The sequence below is a fragment of the Vibrio sp. 10N.222.49.A3 genome (assembly GCF_041475145.1).
GTDB classification, from domain to species: domain Bacteria; phylum Pseudomonadota; class Gammaproteobacteria; order Enterobacterales; family Vibrionaceae; genus Vibrio; species Vibrio tasmaniensis_A.
Map to the genome: position 1 here is coordinate 17,859 of NZ_JBFRVM010000114.1, position 17,902 is coordinate 35,760.

Genomic DNA, 17,902 nt, shown 5'->3' on the forward strand with positions numbered 1-17,902 from the left:
GTATGAGCGATGATTATTTGAATAGGAAATGGTTGCTCATCAAGATTTTTATTAGGCAGGGCCTATTGCTCCTCTGAGTCATTGGGTCGGCTATATAGGTAGCCTTGATGTAAGTTGTAGCCTAGCTGACACAAGATGTATTGCTGCCTGCGCGTCTCGACACCTTCATAAATCATCGTGATATTTGATAAGCGTCCAATCTCAGAGATATTAAGCAATACACCCTGATGGTGCTCTCCTGACTCGATATCCTTAACAAAGCAACGATCCAGTTTTAGATAGGCCGGAGAGATAACATTGATGATTTCGATGTTGTTATTGCCCGTACCAAAGTCATCCAGAGCGATAGTGATACCAAGCTTTTTGATATCCTTAATGTTATCGATAACCTCACATCCATAGCCAATATTCGAATATTCAGTAATCTCGACGACAAATTCATTCGTTTCCATCGCGGCCAAATGCTCTCTGAGCCTTGCGAAGTTCGACCCCACCAAAGCGCTCGGACACACGTTGACACCATAGATCTCATGGCTGTTGTGTAATTTGGCTTTTCTGACCGTCTCTATGAGCAAGATAGTGTGAAAGGTGAGTAAATTGGTGCGTCTCATGGTGTTGATGAAGCTTAAAACGCCAACGTTACGCACACGAGATAGCAACTCGTAATACAGGACGCTGTTGTCTTCGGTGTTGATGATGGGCTCTTCTTCAAAGGAGATGTGTTTCCAACGCAACAGGTAGATCATAAAGCCCAGAATATAGGAGCGATAACGTAGTGTGGCGATCACCAGAGAAAAAATGACCCACAGAAGCACAATATCATCACTGTAGAAAGTGATGGTTGCACCGGTTGGAAGTGGGGCTTGATAAATAGGCTGACTGTTTTCGCCTAGGTTTAATATGTAGTGACCATTTTTTTGTATGGAAACTGAATCAACCAAAAGAGGGAGTAATGAGTTCTTATATCTAGCTTCAATAGACCATTTAGAAATACGCGCAATGAGTTCGATGTCCTCTTTGGGGTCTGAGAAGCGTGAATAAGCAAAATCTAGGCTATCGTCAAAGTTTTCAATTTGGTCTAGTTCAACCATTTTTGATTGTGTTTTGGATATGTAGCATGAACCATAAGGCGTTGTCATCAAAACAGAATCAAGGTTAAGTGAGTGCCTCAATGCGTACACTGCAACTTCGCTATCACAGCCATAGTTCATTACTTCCTCTACTATTTGCTTTGCGTTTTTACTGTATTCATCTGCAATTTTCGTTGTATAAAGGATTTGGAAGAAGTAGACAACGAACAAAAAAAATGAAGAAACGGTACAAACGGCTATAAAGCCTCTGATCAACTCTTTTTGGTAAGTGTTGAGCATCAGCTTCAACATCTCGATATGGCTGAGCTTGAATTGGTTGATGTTGTATTTTGGTGTTATACGGTTGGTTGTACTTTTATCTAGATCGATAAAATAACCAACCTTATAAAGGTTCGAGATAAGTTCACTATTATTGTTAATTTTGGCTTTCTTACACAGATTTCTATACTTTTTTCTTATCGAAGCAATAATATTCTTTAAAGCGTATAAACTGAACTCTTCATCGAAGTGTAATTTAAATGACTTTTCAACATCTCTAGCAGATTGAGGGTTTGATATCGATGAATGCTCAATAAGATATTTAAAAACAAAACTTTCTTTACTATTAAGACTTTCCTCTGATATCTTATTACTGTTCCTTTTTATGTATATTTTTTCTTCATTATAAATTAATTGCAAGCTCTCATAGTTATCGTTTATATTGAAAGAACAATGCATAGCTTAACTCCTAAGCGATAGTTATTATATTTACGTGATTGATATGTGATGCTGAGATTTTCATTCAACCTAAGAGTCCTTTCTAAATAACATAACTAAAATGTCACTATTTCTCTCAAGATGTTGATACTAATCGCAGAATTTTGGGGTCAATAACAGGTTATAGAGATGTTCACCCAAAACTTGAATTTATAAATAAAAGTTGATGATTTACAAGGGGTAAAGTGGATTTATCCATTTATTTTGGCATTTATCCATTTCTAGGGGCTGGATTTTTACTTTTTGTCTTGTTCTGTAATTTTTGTCATTCCCTCTTTGGAAAGCTAATTTGGCTTTTGGTTTATATGATTAAATTATTTATATGTCAGATTGCCCGGTTTTTTATGATTATCTCGATATGGTTTATTTATTGTTAATTTTGAGAATATAGTTTTATTTTCTATGTTAATTTGTATTGCACTTGTTTTTACTTCTGTAGTCGGACTGTTTCTATAAGGATGGTTTTATTTTAATGTCATTTAAGTTTATGTAAATAAAGGAAATAAATTCAAGATTACCCGATCTATAAGAAAAGGTAATATCTAGTATTATTTTCCAGAGCATAGTATAAGTATGTCTACTTTGGTTGGTTGGATATTGATAATTATATTAGGGTGACATTGGGGAGTAATTTAAATGGTGATTTAATTACAACTAACCAAAGTGTAAATTATCTAGATTTGGGTATGACGTAAAATTTACGTAAGCGGTATAGTTGATAGCATTTGCGCATTTACCACTTACATAATTATATTGTGCTTGGGGAGTTTAATTGCTTTAGTAAGTAACCCCCTTAGAGCCGAGTTATCTACTAGACAAAAATCGCATTTCGACTTCATCGGGTGGGATAGGTTTGCTGAACAGAAATCCCTGTAAATATTGATATCCGCAACTGGTTAAGAAAGCTTTTTGTGTTTCAGTTTCGACCCCTTCCGCAACCACCTTAAGCCCCAATTTTTCACAGATAGCATAGGTGGCTTGGACAATCGCTTCGCTCCCTTTATAGGTGCCATGGACGAAGCTTTTATCTAGCTTAACGGTACTAATTGGCAAGTCATGTAACATAGAGAGTGAGGAGTAGCCAGTGCCGAAGTCGTCAAGGTGTAGCTCAACGCCTAGCGCTGAAATATCGTCTAATGCTTGTCTGACTTCACCGTGTTTGAAGATCATTGAGGATTCAGTGATCTCAAGGGCGATACTTTTAGGTTGTATGTTGTAGAAGTTGAGCATTGCCGATAGTTGCTCTGCAAAAGTAGTGTGCATCTGAATACACGAGATATTGATGCTCATTACCAATTCATCATCAAATTCTCGGTGCCATATCGACAGTTGCTTAAGTGCAGAGTTAAGGACCCACTTTCCGAGTGGAACAATCTGTCCAGTTTCTTCCGCTAGGCTAATAAACTCATCAGGCTCGATGTTGCCCAGATCTTTATCCGACCATCTAAGTAGGGCTTCAAACCCTTTAACTTTATTGCTATTGGTGTCCATTATCGGTTGGTAATGAAGATTGAGGTCATCACCTTCTAGTGCCAGAGTTAACCTATGGCGTATCTCTACTTGCCGATGCAGAATCTGCGCTAAATTTGGAGTAAAAGTTTGGAAGCGGTTCCGACCATTGGCTTTGGCAACATGCATCGCCATTCCGGCCTGCTTTAACAATGATTCTTTATCCGTGGCATTATCTGGAAAATGAGCAGAACCTATGCTGCAACCTACAGATAAGGTGCCAATTCCTTTTATTTGGAAGCTTTTGTTCAAAGAATCGATAATGCGAGAGCAGAGTAACGGGATATTTTGATTTTTTCGGGCGTGAGCAATCACGATGAACTCATCACCACCAAAGCGACCGATTGTGCATGTTTCGTCGAGGATCTGTTTAAGACGCTTGCCAACTTTTTTGAGTAGTTGGTCACCAACACTATGCCCATAAGTGTCATTCACCAACTTAAAGCCATCAAGGTCCACAAACATCAATTCAAAGGGCGAGCGACAGGCAATACTCGATTCGAGCCTTTTGGTGATCCCGCGGCGGTTGTAGAGCTCAGTGAGACAGTCGTGCTCTGCGTTATATCGAGCTTTAATCAAATTTTCTTTTTGTTTGGTGGTACAGGTTAGGTTTAATAGCAGTTCACTTTTGTCAAACAACCACTTTCCATGAACATCAAAGTGGTGGGTTTTATTTTCAATTTTACAGCTGACTTCCTCCAAAATGTCTCGACCTTTGCGAGCTGAAAATAACCATTGGTCTGCAACTTCTTCGCTTGAAACAAAATCGGATAGGCGACTAAACGGCGAGCCGTAGTTTTTAGAAAAAGCGGAGTTTGCACTCACTACGCTTCCCACTTTGTTGAATAAAAGAGAGAGGTTGGAACCATCAGAGTATGTGAGATCGCGTTTTAAGCTCTCTTCTTCTGCGATGACTTGCGCTAGCATCCCTGTTCGGCCATCGGGTAATGGGATTCCAGAGAAAAGACATAGTGCGCGTTTAGAAATGTATTTTGGGGTGAAGTTCCACCAAGTCTTTACACTTTGATTTCGCTGAAATTGTCTCTGATATTCTTCAAGCGTTGCTTCGATCGCTTTTGACATTTCAACACCAAAATCGCGTGAGGTCAGTTCAAATAGAGATTCAGACTCCCAAAGAGGGAGGGCACTGCTGTTTGCCCAGGTTATTCGCTTATTATCAATGTCATATATCCAGATAGGACACTTTAGATGTTCGAAAGGTTGGTAGCTGGTCATCATAATAAATTCGGGGAACTCATACTTTAATCGATTTATGCAGACAGATGTCGTGCTTTGGCAGTGCGTCTATCAAATTGAACTCTGATCTTTAACAGCCGTGAAGGAGCTATGTGTTAAAGAAAAATCAGGCGCTAAAGATAAATTAGCGACAAAAATAGCGTTTAAAGATTCAGTGAACGGATAATTTTGGTTACTTTTCCTTTCGGGGTGCTTTCAATCGCATAGCCTTTATTGTCCCCAAAAATTTCCCCGTTGATGAAGTTCCAACCTGTTGATGTCTTGACGATTTCTTTCGGGAAGCGATCGTCAAACATTGAATGATTTGTGTATACCGTCTCAATTGCTTCAAATAATAATTGGGCTTGATCTTGGTTAGTGACGATGAAGTCTTCTTTCAGACACATTGTTAATTCTGGAAGGGGTTGAGTAGTGAAAGGTTCAGTCATCGCGCCGACTACCCCATTATGTGAATAAAAGCGATATGAACCAGAGCTGCTTTCGTTGCCATCTGGAGATTTAATGCTTGGGGTTGTTAGGTAGAAATTACAGTTGAAGACCATCTTTTGGATAATACTATTTTGTGGTGTGACTTGAATATCTATCCAAGAGCTTACTTGCGCTTTGATTTGATTCATCACCTCATGTTTATTAGGAGCAGCGGTGACTCGTGTTGCCAACAAAGCGGTTATGGTTAGTAACATTAAAAGCGATTTGTTCATCTTTAAGTGGCCTTGTGACAAAGTGACTTTTGTTTAATCAGTAAGTCACCGTTGTTTATTATTTGAGTTAATGATTAGCCGAATAAATGTTACTTGAAGAAGACTTTACTTGATAGAGGGGGAGAGAGCTTGATAATGGAACATGCTATTTGATTGGTTAAGTAATCGTTTTCTTCAATTTTTTAGAATACGATCGCGGTTTTAAAATCTGTCATTTTGTTGATTTGAAGTGTTACTAACTATTGTGTTATTAATGTTTAGCAAGTTTATTTGAATGAGTTTTGTAAATTCTTTTAATGTAAGTGTGCGTAAGAAGGTAAGCAAACGTAAGCATTTAAGCGTCTAGATTTTCCGTTTTTGACGGGAAATCAATCAATAAATGAGCGTTTTTGTTGCTGAACGATGGTTTGTAAACGTGTATGTACAAAAGTGATTAATATGTTTTGCGTACGGTAAGTTAGTGACTTCAATAACAATATTGATGATATATGAACAGTATATATACTGCCCTCGCTTTTAATAAATGCTGGTGATAGAAATGTCGAAAACCAAAGTGCTGATTGTCGAAGATGACCAGGCGATAGCGCGTTTAACTACGCTTTACCTCGAAGCTGAAGGCTACAATGTTAGCGTTGTCCATGAAGGGGATTTGGCCATTGAAGCGATCCGCAGTATTGAACCCGATCTCGTTCTGTTGGACTTGATGCTTCCAGGAATGAGCGGCGCACAGATTTGCCGACAGGCTCGCGAATTTTATAATGGGATTATCTTAGTATTGACTGCCTCTGCTGATGAAATGAGTGAGGTTAGTTTGTTTAAGTTTGGCGCGGATGACTACGTAGCAAAACCTATTCGTGGTCATGCATTATTGGCACGAATTGAAGCACTATTGCGTCGCGCAGCCCCTGTTGTTGCTGAGCCTGACACGACCGCTGAAACCCCAGGTGAAATTGTGATCAACAGTACAGCTCAAAGTGCCACTCTGTATGGACAGAACCTAAAGCTCACCTCTGCCGAGTTTGAAATTCTAAATCTTCTTGTTAATAACATTTGTCAGGTCGTTACTCGAGATCAATGTTGCCAGCTATTTAGAGGTATTGATTATGCCTTTAACGACCGCTCTATTGATATGCGTGTTTCAGGGTTGCGCCGGAAGCTGCGTATGCATGCAAAAGATAAGCAGTTGATCCGTACGGTTCGTAACAAGGGGTATATGCTGGTTGTATAAGTCTATCGCGGTGAAACTTCGATCTGTTTCTATGTTTACTCGTTTGTACCTTGGAATTGTGGCAGGGATGTCGGCAACGATATTTTTGTTTTGGAACCTTGGTGAAGGGCACATGCGGCGTACCCAGATCGAAATATTCCTTAATGATGGCATCTACTTTTCTGAGCAGTATGTTCGTCAACACAACCGAGAAAACTCGCTATATAAAGAACTCGACAGAACAGGCTACCAGCAATTTTATATTTTCAATTTACGCCTGTTGGAGAATTGGTCGGGAGAGGCTCCGTGTCAACGATGCGAGTTATTTACCACCTTGAATGGTGTACCGGTATACCTAAGTGAAAATAATCTCTATTCGGCAGTATTTCAGCTACCAAATTCTAGGTTTAGCTTTGCGTTCAGTGAGGTAGGCGATTTCTTCTCACCTGAAATTGAGTGGTATGAAGATTCAGAAAGAAACTTTCTTATTGGGCTTTTGTTGGCCGTTATCTTCGCTATTGGCGCAAGTGTTTACTTACCTGTTAGGCGTTTTCAAGAAAGAATAGAGTTACTTGTTGAGAAACAGAAGCAGTTTGGTAAGGGGAAGCTGAGTACTCGCTCTGACGTAGATGATATACACCCAGTGTCTGAGCTAGCCAAAAGTTTTAACTTCATGGCTGAGGAGATTGAGAGCAAAGTAAAACAAAGTCATATATTTGCTCAAGCGATTCCACATGAAGTCCGTACACCGCTAAGCCGTATTCAATTGGCGACGGATCTCTTAAGGCGGGAAGCTCCAGAGCATCATCAGGTTTTTTTCGATGATATTGATACCTACATCGGGGATATCAACGACCTCACGTCAGAAATTATCATGCTGTCGAAGTTGAATGTCATGGATAATTCTTTCTTCGAGCTTGTTAAAGTGAAAGCTGACCTTCGCGAGTATTGTTTAGATAGAATCCGTTACTCGGAGTTAGACAATGTTATTTTTGAGTCCAAAGTAAAGCTAGAGTGCAAAATTAAGTGTGATTGCTCGATGGCGCGTTTGGTTTTTGATAACGTGATTAAGAACGCTGGGAATTACACACAAGACAAAGTCTGGGTAACTCTGGACGAGAACTCAGAAAATTGGCTGGTTCTGCTTGAAGACAATGGCTCTGGGATACCGGAGGACAGGCGTGAAGAAGTATTCCTTCCGTTTTCTCGCTTAGATTCTAGCAGAGCATCAGCAACTGGTGGGTTAGGGTTAGGTCTAGCGATAGCGATTTCAGCGGCTAAAAAGCTTTCTTGGGACATTCGGATCTGCGATAGCAATCGCGGTGGTGCCAAGTTCTGTATCTTAATCCCAAAGATCACGTAAATGATTTTAGTAAGAGACCAATTAGACTCTTAAAAATGAAAGCCACGGTTTAATATCGTGGCTTACTAATTTAATTAACTTACTAATTACCAATTATCATTCACTATCAATTGGCAAAATTTACCAAGTAGAAAATCAAGCTTAGATATTGTTGGCGCTTAAACGATGAAGGCCATAAATAGCATGATCTATGATACGGCCATTTAAGTTCTCGTTACGAGTTATGATACCTTCTAATGTGAAATGTAAGCGCTCACAAACCTTGCGACTACTCTGGTTGCCAGTTGCAGCTGATATCTCCACCTTTTCCATATCTAACTCATTGAAAGCAATATCAATGAGCTTCTCAACTACGCGTGTAACGATCCCGTTACCTTGGTAAGTCTCAGACAACCAATAGCCTATCGTGACTTTCTGTTTGCTGTGGTCAATGGTGTTAAAGCTACAGTTACCGACGATATTGTCTTTGTACACAATCGCACATGTCATGCTTTTGCCTTCCGCGTAATCATGTAGCGAGCGCTGGATGAAGATCCTAAAGTCCTGCTCTGTTTTGCAGTGCGGTGGCCATGCTAACCATTGGCTAAGATACTCATTTTGGCTTTGTGAAATTTCCGCGTAATGAGATGCGAAGTTCTCTTCAACCAGAGCGATGGATAACTCTTCATCGATAACTGTTTTAAACATGTTTTCCCTTTTCTTTTGGCTGATGATTTAAGTGTCTTTTGGTCGGCAGGTTATAATGTCGCACAATTTTGAATATGCAACCACTTGTGGCACGAATTATTCGTGATACGCTAGATCTATCACGAAATACATTAAACCTTATAATAATTGCGGGTATGATCGTTGGTCATGCATTAGTATTAGCAGCCTAAATATATAAAAACTATAAAAATACTAGGCTTAAGTAATGAATCAACATTGCCAAGAGGTAACCGTAGACCTAAGAAAGGCTCTATTTGGTATTGCTAAGGCGCTTGATAACGTCGGTTTTGAAAGCAAAAACCATGGACAGAGGGTGGGTTACATCGCATATCGATGTGCTGTGAGCGTGGGGTGGGAAGAGGAGCAGGCACAGCTCGCATTTTCGTTAGGGCTAATTCACGACTGCGGAGTGTCGCAAATAGACGAGCAACGTCGACTGAATTCGGGGTTTGTTCCCGACTCGACTTATTACCATTGTCAAAAGGGCTACCAAATTTTAAAGGAGTGCCCTGTTCTTTCTATATTTGCTAAGCCAGTTCTTTATCATCATACCCCTTGGTTAGATCTAAAGACTATGAATATCAGTGAATTAGAAAAGGAACTGGCTGCAGTTGTGATGCTTGCTGACAGAGTTGACTATCTATATGGCATAACCGCTTCTGATCGTTATGGGAACCTAACCCCAGACGGTAAAGCGAGCATTATTGGACGTTTGACTGAGCAAGCGGATGAGATGTTCGAAACCAATCTTGTACAGCACATGTGTGAGTTGGTCGATCTGGATGATTTTTGGTTCTCGATGGAGACCCCTTACATCGAGAATATGAGAGATAACTTTGAACCTGTGCCCTTTTTCTCTCAGCAAATGTCGCTGGATGAGACAGTCGCCTTTGCCGAGTTTATTGCTAATGTCGTTGATACGAAAAGCTCGTTCACTTTCAAGCACTCGTTGAAGGTAGGGCAACTTTCTGAATATCTAGCTAAACAACTTGGTTATTCACACACAACGCAGAGAAAGCTCTATTTAGCTGGTTTAGTTCACGATATTGGCAAACTGCAAACCCCTGGTGACATTCTTCATAAGCCAGATTTGCTCACTGACGAAGAATACTGTTGTATTAAACGCCATGCGACAGATACTCGATTCGCGCTGCAGGAGTTATTTAGTTCGCCTCAGGTGTGTCAGTGGGCTTCCGATCACCATGAAAGGTTAGATGGTTCAGGCTATCCGATGGGTAAAACGGCTGAAGATTTAGATCAACCTAGTAGAATTGTTGCTGTAGTCGATGTATTTCAAGCATTAACCCAGTCTCGCCCTTATCGTAAAGGTATGACACTGGAAGAATCTCTAGCGATATTAACGGACCAAGTTGATAGTTATAAGTTGGATCGAGAAGTGTTTGAATGCCTTAGAAAGCACGCAGAGTACTGCTTTGAACTATCGACGGATAAAAGAATGTACGCGTTTTAACTTCGATTGTTTTTAGGGTTCAACTCACCTTTAAATCTAGATTGAAGGTAAACGGATTATCTACTTTATTCAAACAATGAAAAAGCCGACTGCGAGTTACGCTAGTCGGCTTTTTATTCTCTTCTCTTTCGAATCTTTATCTCTATCTAAACTTGATTAAAAAGCATCATCCATAATATCTTTTAGTCGATCGTAAGGTACATAGCCCGGTAGCACCTGATCATTCATCATCATTGTTGGGGTTCCTGTTAAACCCAGAGCGCTAAAGGTTTGATGGTTGGTCATTAGCGTGTTCTTTTGTTCATCTGTAGTGTCCAACTGGGCTTCTGTTCCCGTTTTCTTCGCCACTGCTTGTAGTGAAGATATTGTGTGGCTACCACTTTTTGCCATCAGCAGTCTGTTGACTTCAGGGAAGGCTTCTGGATTATCTTTCCATACTTTCATGGCGTATAGAGCTGCATTGGTATCAAGGCCATCTACTTGTTGCTGCTTAAATGACAAGTACACGTTGATCACTTTAATGTCGCTGTTTTCAGAGGCTAATTGAACCAAGCCTTTTTCCAAGCGCTTACAGTAAGGGCAGTTGTAGTCAGTAAAGTTAACGATTACTGATTTGCCATTCGGGTTGCCCGTGATTGGGTGAGCGTCATTGTTATATAACCAGTCGTGACTCTCAGCTTGAGCTTTCTTTGCTTGCGCTTGGCCTGCGACATACTGCTCTAAACTGGTATGCAATCCTGAAATAGTAGAAGGATTCTCCTTCAGGAACTGGTTAATTTCTTCGAGTTGCTGGGTTTGTTCTGTGCTTAACTCAGCGAAGGCACTTGTGCTCATTAGTGAGCCTAAAATCAGTGTGCAAATCAGATGTTTTTTCATGTTGTCTTTCTCTAATTCTTGATAATCGTGAGCACGTTTTGGGTCGCGCTCACGGTATTATTGTTTGTTAAATTGGCTTTAATCGGTTCATTTACTCTGCTCTGTTTTTCTTAGTGAGCGAGTTATGCAAAGTAGGTTCTTAACCACAGGCCGATAGGGGAAGTAACGCCGGTTGCGATGCTGCTGATCTTTCCATCTTTGATGATGACAATACTTGGCGTGACATTGACTCCCCAACTTCTGCTGATCGATCCAGAGAGATCATTGATAACAGGGAAGTCATACTCTTTGGCGTCTAAGAAGCGCTGAACACGTTCGTCTGGGCCAGATGAAAGTGCGACAGAAACTACTTGATGGGAGTCGCTGAAGCTATTAACCGTCGGGCTCACCAATTTGCACGCGCTACACCAAGTCGCCCAAAAATAGACAATAACGGGCTTACCGTTTTTGCTTAGCTCGATAACATCAATATCTTCCCCTTGGATCGACTGACCCACGATTGGAATCGCGTCTCCTTGAGGCATGCTTCTACTGTGGTAAAAATCCATGGCAAACGAAACCACGCCAACGATCAGTATCATTGAAACGAGTTCCTTTCCCCACTTCTTAAGACGGCTTGGCTTTTTGGTTTCAGCCTTTACAGCGTTGTCTTCAGCAGAGCTAGGCTTTTGTTCGTTGTTGGGCGTCTTCATCAATTATCTCGCAGCGTCGATGGCTTGAATAACAGTGCCACTGTCTAGAATCACGGGTAATGGAATACCATTTTTATAGCTCGGGCCATAAACGATGTTAAATGGCACACCAAATCGCCCATTACTTTGTAAGTATTGAGTGACACTTTCACTTGGTGTTGTCCAATCACCTTTCATCAAAACAATGTCTTCTTGCTGTAGGTGGCTGTAGACAGGATCTTGAAGGATGACGCCGATCTTGTTGGCTTTACAGGTGATACACCAATCAGCAGTCACATCAACAAACACCGTTTTGCCTTCATCAACGAGCTGAGGGATTTGCTTCGCATCCAGTTTTTGCCAAGCGAGAGCGTCAACAATCGGAGTCGCCCAGTTATCAGCGGTGACACTACCGACGATCAATGCAGCACCAAACACCAAGGTTGTGGTTGCGACGATAGGAATAAGCACCTTGCGACCCAGTTTCATGCCAATCCAAACCAGTACTGAAATCACGATAAATAGCGACAGCAGGATAGTTGGGAATTTACCAATGAATGGGCTCAGAAGGCTTGTTAGCCATAGGCTGGTAATGAACATCATTAAGCCAAATACCAGCTTAACTTTGAACATCCATGCCCCAGGCTTTGGAAGCAATTTGGTTAGGCTTGGGAATAGCGCGAAGATCAACCAAGGTGCGCTCATACCAATGCCGAGTGCGATGAAGATAGCCCATAACTCTTGATAGCTTGCTCCAAGTGCATACGCGACAGCGGTTCCTAGGAATGGCGCACTACATGGCGTTGCTAGTAGCGTTGCAAACATGCCTTGAACAAAGTGGCCTGAATGTGAGTCATCGCCTTTGGTTGCCATCCAAGTGTTTAAACCTGATGGTAATCTGAATTCGAATAACCCAAGCAGGTTAATCGAGAACAGTAAAGTGATGATCAGCATGAACCCGATAAACCAAACGTTTTGGAATTGGATTCCCCAACCAATCGCATTACCACCCATTTTTAGAGCGGTCATACCTAGCGCTAACAGCGCAAATGATGTAATGACACCTGAAGCAGAAGCTAAGAATGAGAGTCGGATATGACTATTAGATGCACCTTGGTTTTGAATGATGCTGTTTAATTTCATTCCTAATACTGGCAACACACATGGCATGATGTTGAGGATCAAACCACCAATTAAAGCGAAGCCTATCATCGCCGAAAAGCCGTTGTTGCTTATTTGGTAAGCTATCGGGTCTGACCCAACTTGCGCGGTCATCTCTTCTGCAAAGTTAGTATCTGAAACGGTAATACTCACTGTGCGATCCGTTAAGTCGACCTCGCCGATCCAGTTACTCACATCGAATACTGCGGTCATTGTATTGTCTGTGATGTGGACGGTTGGTGGAGAGAAGAAGTCATCAAGCACTTCTTGCCCATCAATCAATACCATCGGTTTATCCCAGCCTTCCTTACTTGTTAGCTGAGTCACCAGTTGTTGTTTGCTTTTATCCCAGAACAGGCCGTTCACTGAAGTGCGGTTAGCTTCTCGTGGAGATTGGCTCATGCCTTGATTGAACAAGAACATCGCTTCTTCATCGAGCTCTAATGTTTGCGGATCAATCGGCAATTCGATGTCGTAATCGGTTAACACACAGATATTGGTGCACGACGGAAAGGTGAACGACGCCTTGAACAGTGCTGGCGTCGTGTTGTCTTTCAGTGTCAACGTAACGGGAAAGCTGACGTGTTTTTTGTAGCCTAACGTCATCACGTCGAGTTGTTCGTAGTACTTAGGGATCGGCCAATGCCACTCTACCGACTCTATGTTTGTTGAACCAGACCAGTCCCAACTTGGCGGAATACCACCTTCGCCGGGGCTACGCCAATAGGTTTTCCAATCGCCGTCGAGAACGACATCCAGTACGGTTTGAATCTTAGAACCGTCGTCCGATTGTTCACCCGTCGACATCATTCGCATCTTGACTGGTGGATGTTCAGGCACGCTGAGCCAGCCCGTCGTCTGTGCCAAAGCAGTAAATGACGTCATAACCAAAAGGGCAGTGACTAGCGCTTTCGCGCATGTACGCATGCAGAATGCCAACGAATCGACAAACTTAGTTAGTAGTGTGTTGTACACAAATGTATCTCCAAAAAATAAATAAAAGGGTGTAGTAGCCCGGTTATTTACTCTCTAAATATACAGTGCTTTAGATGTAAGCGGTGTTTTGTAGGTCGAGAAGAGCGATGGTTATCTCTAGACAATCTCGATATGTGTGGTGATAGGCTGTACGCAACAGCAATAAACAGGATAAAAGGAATCAGCCAACCTGTTTTAGGTGTTGCGAAGGTGAGCATTTTGGAGCTTAGGCTGCACGCGCTAGAGTTTGGCGCTGACAGAGTTTTAGAAGCTTCTGAACCAAAAACGCTGGCATAGAGCTCAGACATTTTATCGAAATATGCGCCGATTGCTTGTGGGTGGCTGGTTTCTGCGCCGACAAGTATTGATTGTCCAATTAAGGAAGCTGAAGAAGTTACTTTGTTTGTAGAAAGCGTACTCGCCAGACAGGTTACGATAACCAGTCCGGTAAGGAACAGCGCCCAAAGCGAATGCTTTTGTCGGCGGTTCTGTTGAGATAAGAAAAGTAATGGTGTATTCAGCAAATCAGTCAGTAGTCGAATCAGTTAGTCGTTAGTCGCTCAAGCGAGCTTGTTGAATTGTGGCTAGCTTAAATAAGTTCTCTTCGAGTCACAAGTCATGAAATTGTTAAAGTGAAACGATGCATAAACGCGATATACCGTAGATACACGATGCATAAACAACAACTCACGCGAATACGACATTGAGTTCTAGATAAAGTTCACAACAACTGGAAGTTATCGCTAATTTATCCTGTATAGAATGCTCTATTCATCATGAGGAGATACAAAAAAGCCCAACAGATCGCAGATGGACATATTGGGCTTTAACCATTGGTGCTATTGGAAAGATTTAGTGAGAACGGCGAGGACCGTTGCGCACAAGGTCTTTACCATTTTCAAAGATTTCTTTAGTGATCCAGCGAGCGAGTAAAACCTTGTGACTGCTGTTGAATACTGCAACGAAATGACGACCATCAGAATTATTGGTGGCCATACCTACGCCTTCAACGTCTTCAAGACCTAAGCCCCCTGCTTCTACTGAAATTAGGAATTGCTCTAGCTCTTCTAGAGACTCAATAACATCAAGTTCGTTGTTCATTTTTATGCTCTTTTGCTGTGAGCCAACATAGGATTTAAGGCGATTTAGTACATGCACCTAAATGACGATATTGGCTGTTGTTCTTTGTTGGTTGCGTACTCTACAGGTCATAAGAGGGGATTGGAACTCTCAAATATTAGATACAGGCTGATAATTTGCAAAGTTTTAACACAACATACGTTTAAATGCTTGTTATCCATCTTCTTTTTACTACTATTTATAGGGTCAATTTAGACAATAATAGGAATTAGTATGATGAAGGTTTGGCGTTGTCTATTGTTAATGTTGGCGTTTGTCGCATTTGGAAGTTTTGCGCAAAGCGTCGATAAAATAGCAGAAGTACAAGACCAGCTAATGCTGGACCTCGCTACATTAGAAACAGCGCACGATGCTGAAAAGCCGTTTCTAGAAGACATATTGCGAAGAAAGAACCAAGCACTACGTAAAGAGATCTCCTCTCAATTATCATCTGATAAGAAGCAAGGCTTAGACGCTGTTCTTGCCCAGCAAGTCGAGCTTTTACAGCATTTACTGTCATTGAACGAAGTTAAAATTGTCTCTATGAGCAAAGACAACCGTTCGGCTGAAGGGGATGCAAAAAAGCGTCTTGAATTGTTGATTCAAAAACGTATCGGAATGATGGATGACTACTATCAGCAACTTTCTAAGACCTTAAGTTGGTCAAAAGATCGAGGTGTTGATGTATCGGCTGCGGAAAGTCAGTTAAAAACCGCACTAGTTTCTCGTTCGCAATATCTGACAAATGCGATTCTCTACACAGACACGCAGCGTCAAGATTTAGAGCGCCGTTTGTCTTTTGTTAGTGAAGAAGAAAAGGCGACGATAAAAACTGAGTTAATACGTTTCAGAGAACGAACCAGCGTTATGGTTGCCAGCTTAGAGAAAAGTATCTCCATGATGGTGCCATTTGGTGTGGATGTCACCTCGTACAAGCGTATTCTATTAGCGACCACCGGCGACATTAACGCTGATGTATTGGATGTTGATGTTGCACTGGAGTTGTTGGATGGTTGGCTTCGTTCATTCAGTTCATGGGCTTTTGAAAATACCCCTTCATTTATCGTTAAACTCGCGCTTTTCCTCGGTATTTTGTATGTAACTCGCCTTATTGCTAATGTGGCTCGTAAAACCGTTCGTAAGAGTGTTTCGCACTCTAAAATGGACTTCAGTGTATTGATGCAGGACTTCTTTGTATCAATTGCATCTAAAGCGGTCGTGTTTGTTGGTTTGCTGATCGCCCTGTCTCAAATAGGGATTGAGCTAGCACCACTATTAACGGGTTTCGGTGTTGCGGGTGTCATCATTGGTTTTGCATTGCAAGATACGCTGTCTAACTTTGCATCGGGCTTGATGATCTTGATCTACCGTCCGTACGATGTTGGCGACATGGTCAAAGTCGCTGGTGTTCAAGGCACTGTAAAAGACATGAGCTTAGTATCGACAACCGTTCAAACCATCGATAACCAACGCTTGGTGATCCCAAACAACAAGATCTGGGGTGACGTGATCAACAACATCACAGCAGAGCGTGTGAGACGTGTTGATATGGTTTTTGGTATCGGTTACTCAGATGATATCGATAAAGCAAAATCGGTATTGAACGACATCATTCTTGCTCACCCTCTAGTGTTGAAAAAACCAGAGCATATGATCAAGCTTCACACCTTGAATACGTCTTCAGTTGATTTTGTTGTAAGACCTTGGGTTAAGACAGATGACTACTGGGAAGTGTATTGGGATGTGACGGAAACCGTGAAGAAACGCTTCGATGAAGAAGGCATCACGATTCCATTCCCTCAACGAGATGTACATGTTTACAATCACGAAGAGAGCTAATCCAAAAAAACTAAGTACGGCTTAAGGTCGATTTCTACTTAATGTGATATCAAATGGACGCTGAATAAGCGTCCATTTTTATTGGCTGCCAGTTTATACCAATCACAGTAAGTAAGTGATCAGAAATAGCGCAGGAAAAAGGCTTGAGAACAAGGCAGAAATTTTTGATAAGTAGTTATTCTACAATCAAAAGTTCTAACGCCGTTATCGAGCGTTTTAACCAGCTAGGGTGAACAGTTATTTACTACGATTGGTATTATATTGAGCTTCACTCTTTTAGGTAACTCAACCACCTTAGAATTACGTTATGATGGGGTAGGCTTAGTTTGGACAGTTGAAATCGAATGGATGATTCACAGCAAAAAACGAATGGTAGAAATACAACGGTAAGAAAAGCGACGCGAATCGAAAGCGTCATGAACTCTGCGATGTGGCATTTAACTCAGAGAGATATGACAGAAAGTGAGTTGGTAGCGAAGCTCAAAGTGAAAACCGACAATCAAGAATGGATTGATGAAACGTTGAATACTTTGAAAGGGTTTGGGTATCTCAAGTCTGACCAAATGTTTGCTGAACAATTCGTAGAACAAGCGTTCTCAGGTGAATTTGGTTCTCGGTATATTGTTGAAAAATTGAAAAAGAAAGGCCTGACGGACTCAGTGATTTCTGATGCTATCCATAAGGTGTCTTTCGAAAAGTCTATTGATGAACAAACTATCTTGATAGACCGAATCAACCACTACTACACAAGCTTTACCATGAGTCGTGAAAAGTTGGTTGCGACGCTGCAAAAGCGTGGTTTTAGCTATCAACAAGTTAAGGTAGCGATTGACCAGCACCCACAAGCGCATGAACTGAAGAGTAATATTCAAATTAAGGCAGAGAAAGCCGATTTGGAAAAAGAAGTGCTTAAGTATGCTCGTAAAGGCAAAGGCTTGACTGCTATTCAGCAAGAGCTTAGACAGCGACAAATAGACACGAGCGAATTGCCACAATTGGTCGATCGGTTAATTAACGAAGAGCAACTGGATTTTTACTCTTCGTGTTTAGAACAACTACAAAAGAAATCTTATGACCTCAACGATCACAAAGAGCGCTCAAAGGCTTACGCTATGCTAAGTCGAAAAGGCTTTTCGTCGGATGAAATTAAATTTGCTCTGAGTGAAGGTAACGAGTAGCCAGTGTCCTTAAACTCAAG

The 17,902-nt window shown here is 41.4% G+C and carries 14 protein-coding genes; 5 read left to right on the forward strand and 9 right to left on the reverse strand.

Annotation, left to right across the window (positions count from 1 at the left end):
* Positions 1-62: 62 nt before the first annotated feature.
* The 3 genes from AB4589_RS18460 to AB4589_RS18470 form a co-directional block, all read right to left on the reverse strand.
* Positions 63-1,808, reverse strand: coding sequence for an EAL domain-containing protein (locus tag AB4589_RS18460; protein WP_372101420.1), 1,746 nt, complete (start codon positions 1,806-1,808; stop codon positions 63-65).
* Positions 1,809-2,651: 843 nt separating this feature from the next.
* Positions 2,652-4,595, reverse strand: coding sequence for a putative bifunctional diguanylate cyclase/phosphodiesterase (locus AB4589_RS18465; RefSeq protein ID WP_372101422.1), 1,944 nt, complete (start codon positions 4,593-4,595; stop codon positions 2,652-2,654).
* A 161-nt stretch (positions 4,596-4,756) separates the two neighbouring features.
* Positions 4,757-5,314 carry a hypothetical protein gene (locus AB4589_RS18470; protein ID WP_017102472.1) on the reverse strand — a complete coding sequence of 186 codons (558 nt, stop codon included), beginning with the start codon at positions 5,312-5,314 and terminating at the stop codon, positions 4,757-4,759.
* Positions 5,315-5,852: 538 nt separating this feature from the next.
* On the opposite strand from AB4589_RS18470, the gene AB4589_RS18475 reads away from it, so the two are divergent.
* Both AB4589_RS18475 and AB4589_RS18480 read left to right on the forward strand, forming a co-directional pair.
* Positions 5,853-6,542 carry a response regulator transcription factor gene (locus tag AB4589_RS18475; RefSeq protein ID WP_029222829.1) on the forward strand — a complete coding sequence of 230 codons (690 nt, stop codon included), beginning with the start codon at positions 5,853-5,855 and terminating at the stop codon, positions 6,540-6,542.
* Positions 6,535-7,884, forward strand: coding sequence for a sensor histidine kinase (locus tag AB4589_RS18480; RefSeq protein WP_372101424.1), 1,350 nt, complete (start codon positions 6,535-6,537; stop codon positions 7,882-7,884). Before AB4589_RS18475 ends, AB4589_RS18480 begins: the two co-directional genes overlap by 8 nt.
* A gap of 141 nt (positions 7,885-8,025) precedes the next feature.
* Here the strand turns inward: AB4589_RS18480 and AB4589_RS18485 are convergent, their stop codons facing one another.
* Complete coding sequence (locus AB4589_RS18485) at positions 8,026-8,571, reverse strand: GNAT family N-acetyltransferase (RefSeq protein WP_017096652.1); 546 nt, start codon at positions 8,569-8,571, stop codon at positions 8,026-8,028.
* 226 nt (positions 8,572-8,797) lie between these two features.
* Between AB4589_RS18485 and AB4589_RS18490 the strand changes: the two genes are divergently transcribed.
* Positions 8,798-10,063, forward strand: coding sequence for an HD-GYP domain-containing protein (locus tag AB4589_RS18490; RefSeq protein ID WP_372101426.1), 1,266 nt, complete (start codon positions 8,798-8,800; stop codon positions 10,061-10,063).
* Between the two features lie 156 nt (positions 10,064-10,219).
* On the opposite strand, the gene AB4589_RS18495 is transcribed toward AB4589_RS18490, so the two are convergent.
* The 5 genes from AB4589_RS18495 to AB4589_RS18515 form a co-directional block, all read right to left on the reverse strand.
* Positions 10,220-10,939: a DsbA family protein gene (locus AB4589_RS18495; protein ID WP_372101428.1), complete on the reverse strand. Its 720-nt coding sequence runs from the start codon at positions 10,937-10,939 to the stop codon at positions 10,220-10,222.
* A 122-nt stretch (positions 10,940-11,061) separates the two neighbouring features.
* Positions 11,062-11,631, reverse strand: coding sequence for a protein disulfide oxidoreductase (locus AB4589_RS18500; RefSeq protein ID WP_065111404.1), 570 nt, complete (start codon positions 11,629-11,631; stop codon positions 11,062-11,064).
* Between the two features lie 3 nt (positions 11,632-11,634).
* Positions 11,635-13,698 (reverse strand): protein-disulfide reductase DsbD family protein, encoded by a 2,064-nt coding sequence (locus AB4589_RS18505; protein ID WP_372101470.1) that lies wholly within the window; start codon positions 13,696-13,698, stop codon positions 11,635-11,637.
* Positions 13,699-13,793: 95 nt separating this feature from the next.
* Positions 13,794-14,270, reverse strand: a complete 477-nt coding sequence (locus tag AB4589_RS18510) for a hypothetical protein (protein WP_372101430.1) — start codon at positions 14,268-14,270, stop codon at positions 13,794-13,796.
* 328 nt (positions 14,271-14,598) lie between these two features.
* On the reverse strand, positions 14,599-14,847 hold the full coding sequence (locus tag AB4589_RS18515) for a hypothetical protein (protein ID WP_009844760.1): 249 nt from the start codon (positions 14,845-14,847) through the stop codon (positions 14,599-14,601).
* Positions 14,848-15,099: 252 nt separating this feature from the next.
* On the opposite strand from AB4589_RS18515, the gene AB4589_RS18520 reads away from it, so the two are divergent.
* Positions 15,100-16,704 (forward strand): mechanosensitive ion channel family protein, encoded by a 1,605-nt coding sequence (locus AB4589_RS18520; RefSeq protein ID WP_017099775.1) that lies wholly within the window; start codon positions 15,100-15,102, stop codon positions 16,702-16,704.
* A 344-nt stretch (positions 16,705-17,048) separates the two neighbouring features.
* A complete protein-coding gene (locus AB4589_RS18525) occupies positions 17,049-17,882 on the forward strand; it encodes a RecX family transcriptional regulator (protein WP_372101431.1) in 834 nt (277 codons plus the stop codon).
* The last annotated feature ends 20 nt before the right edge of the window (positions 17,883-17,902 follow it).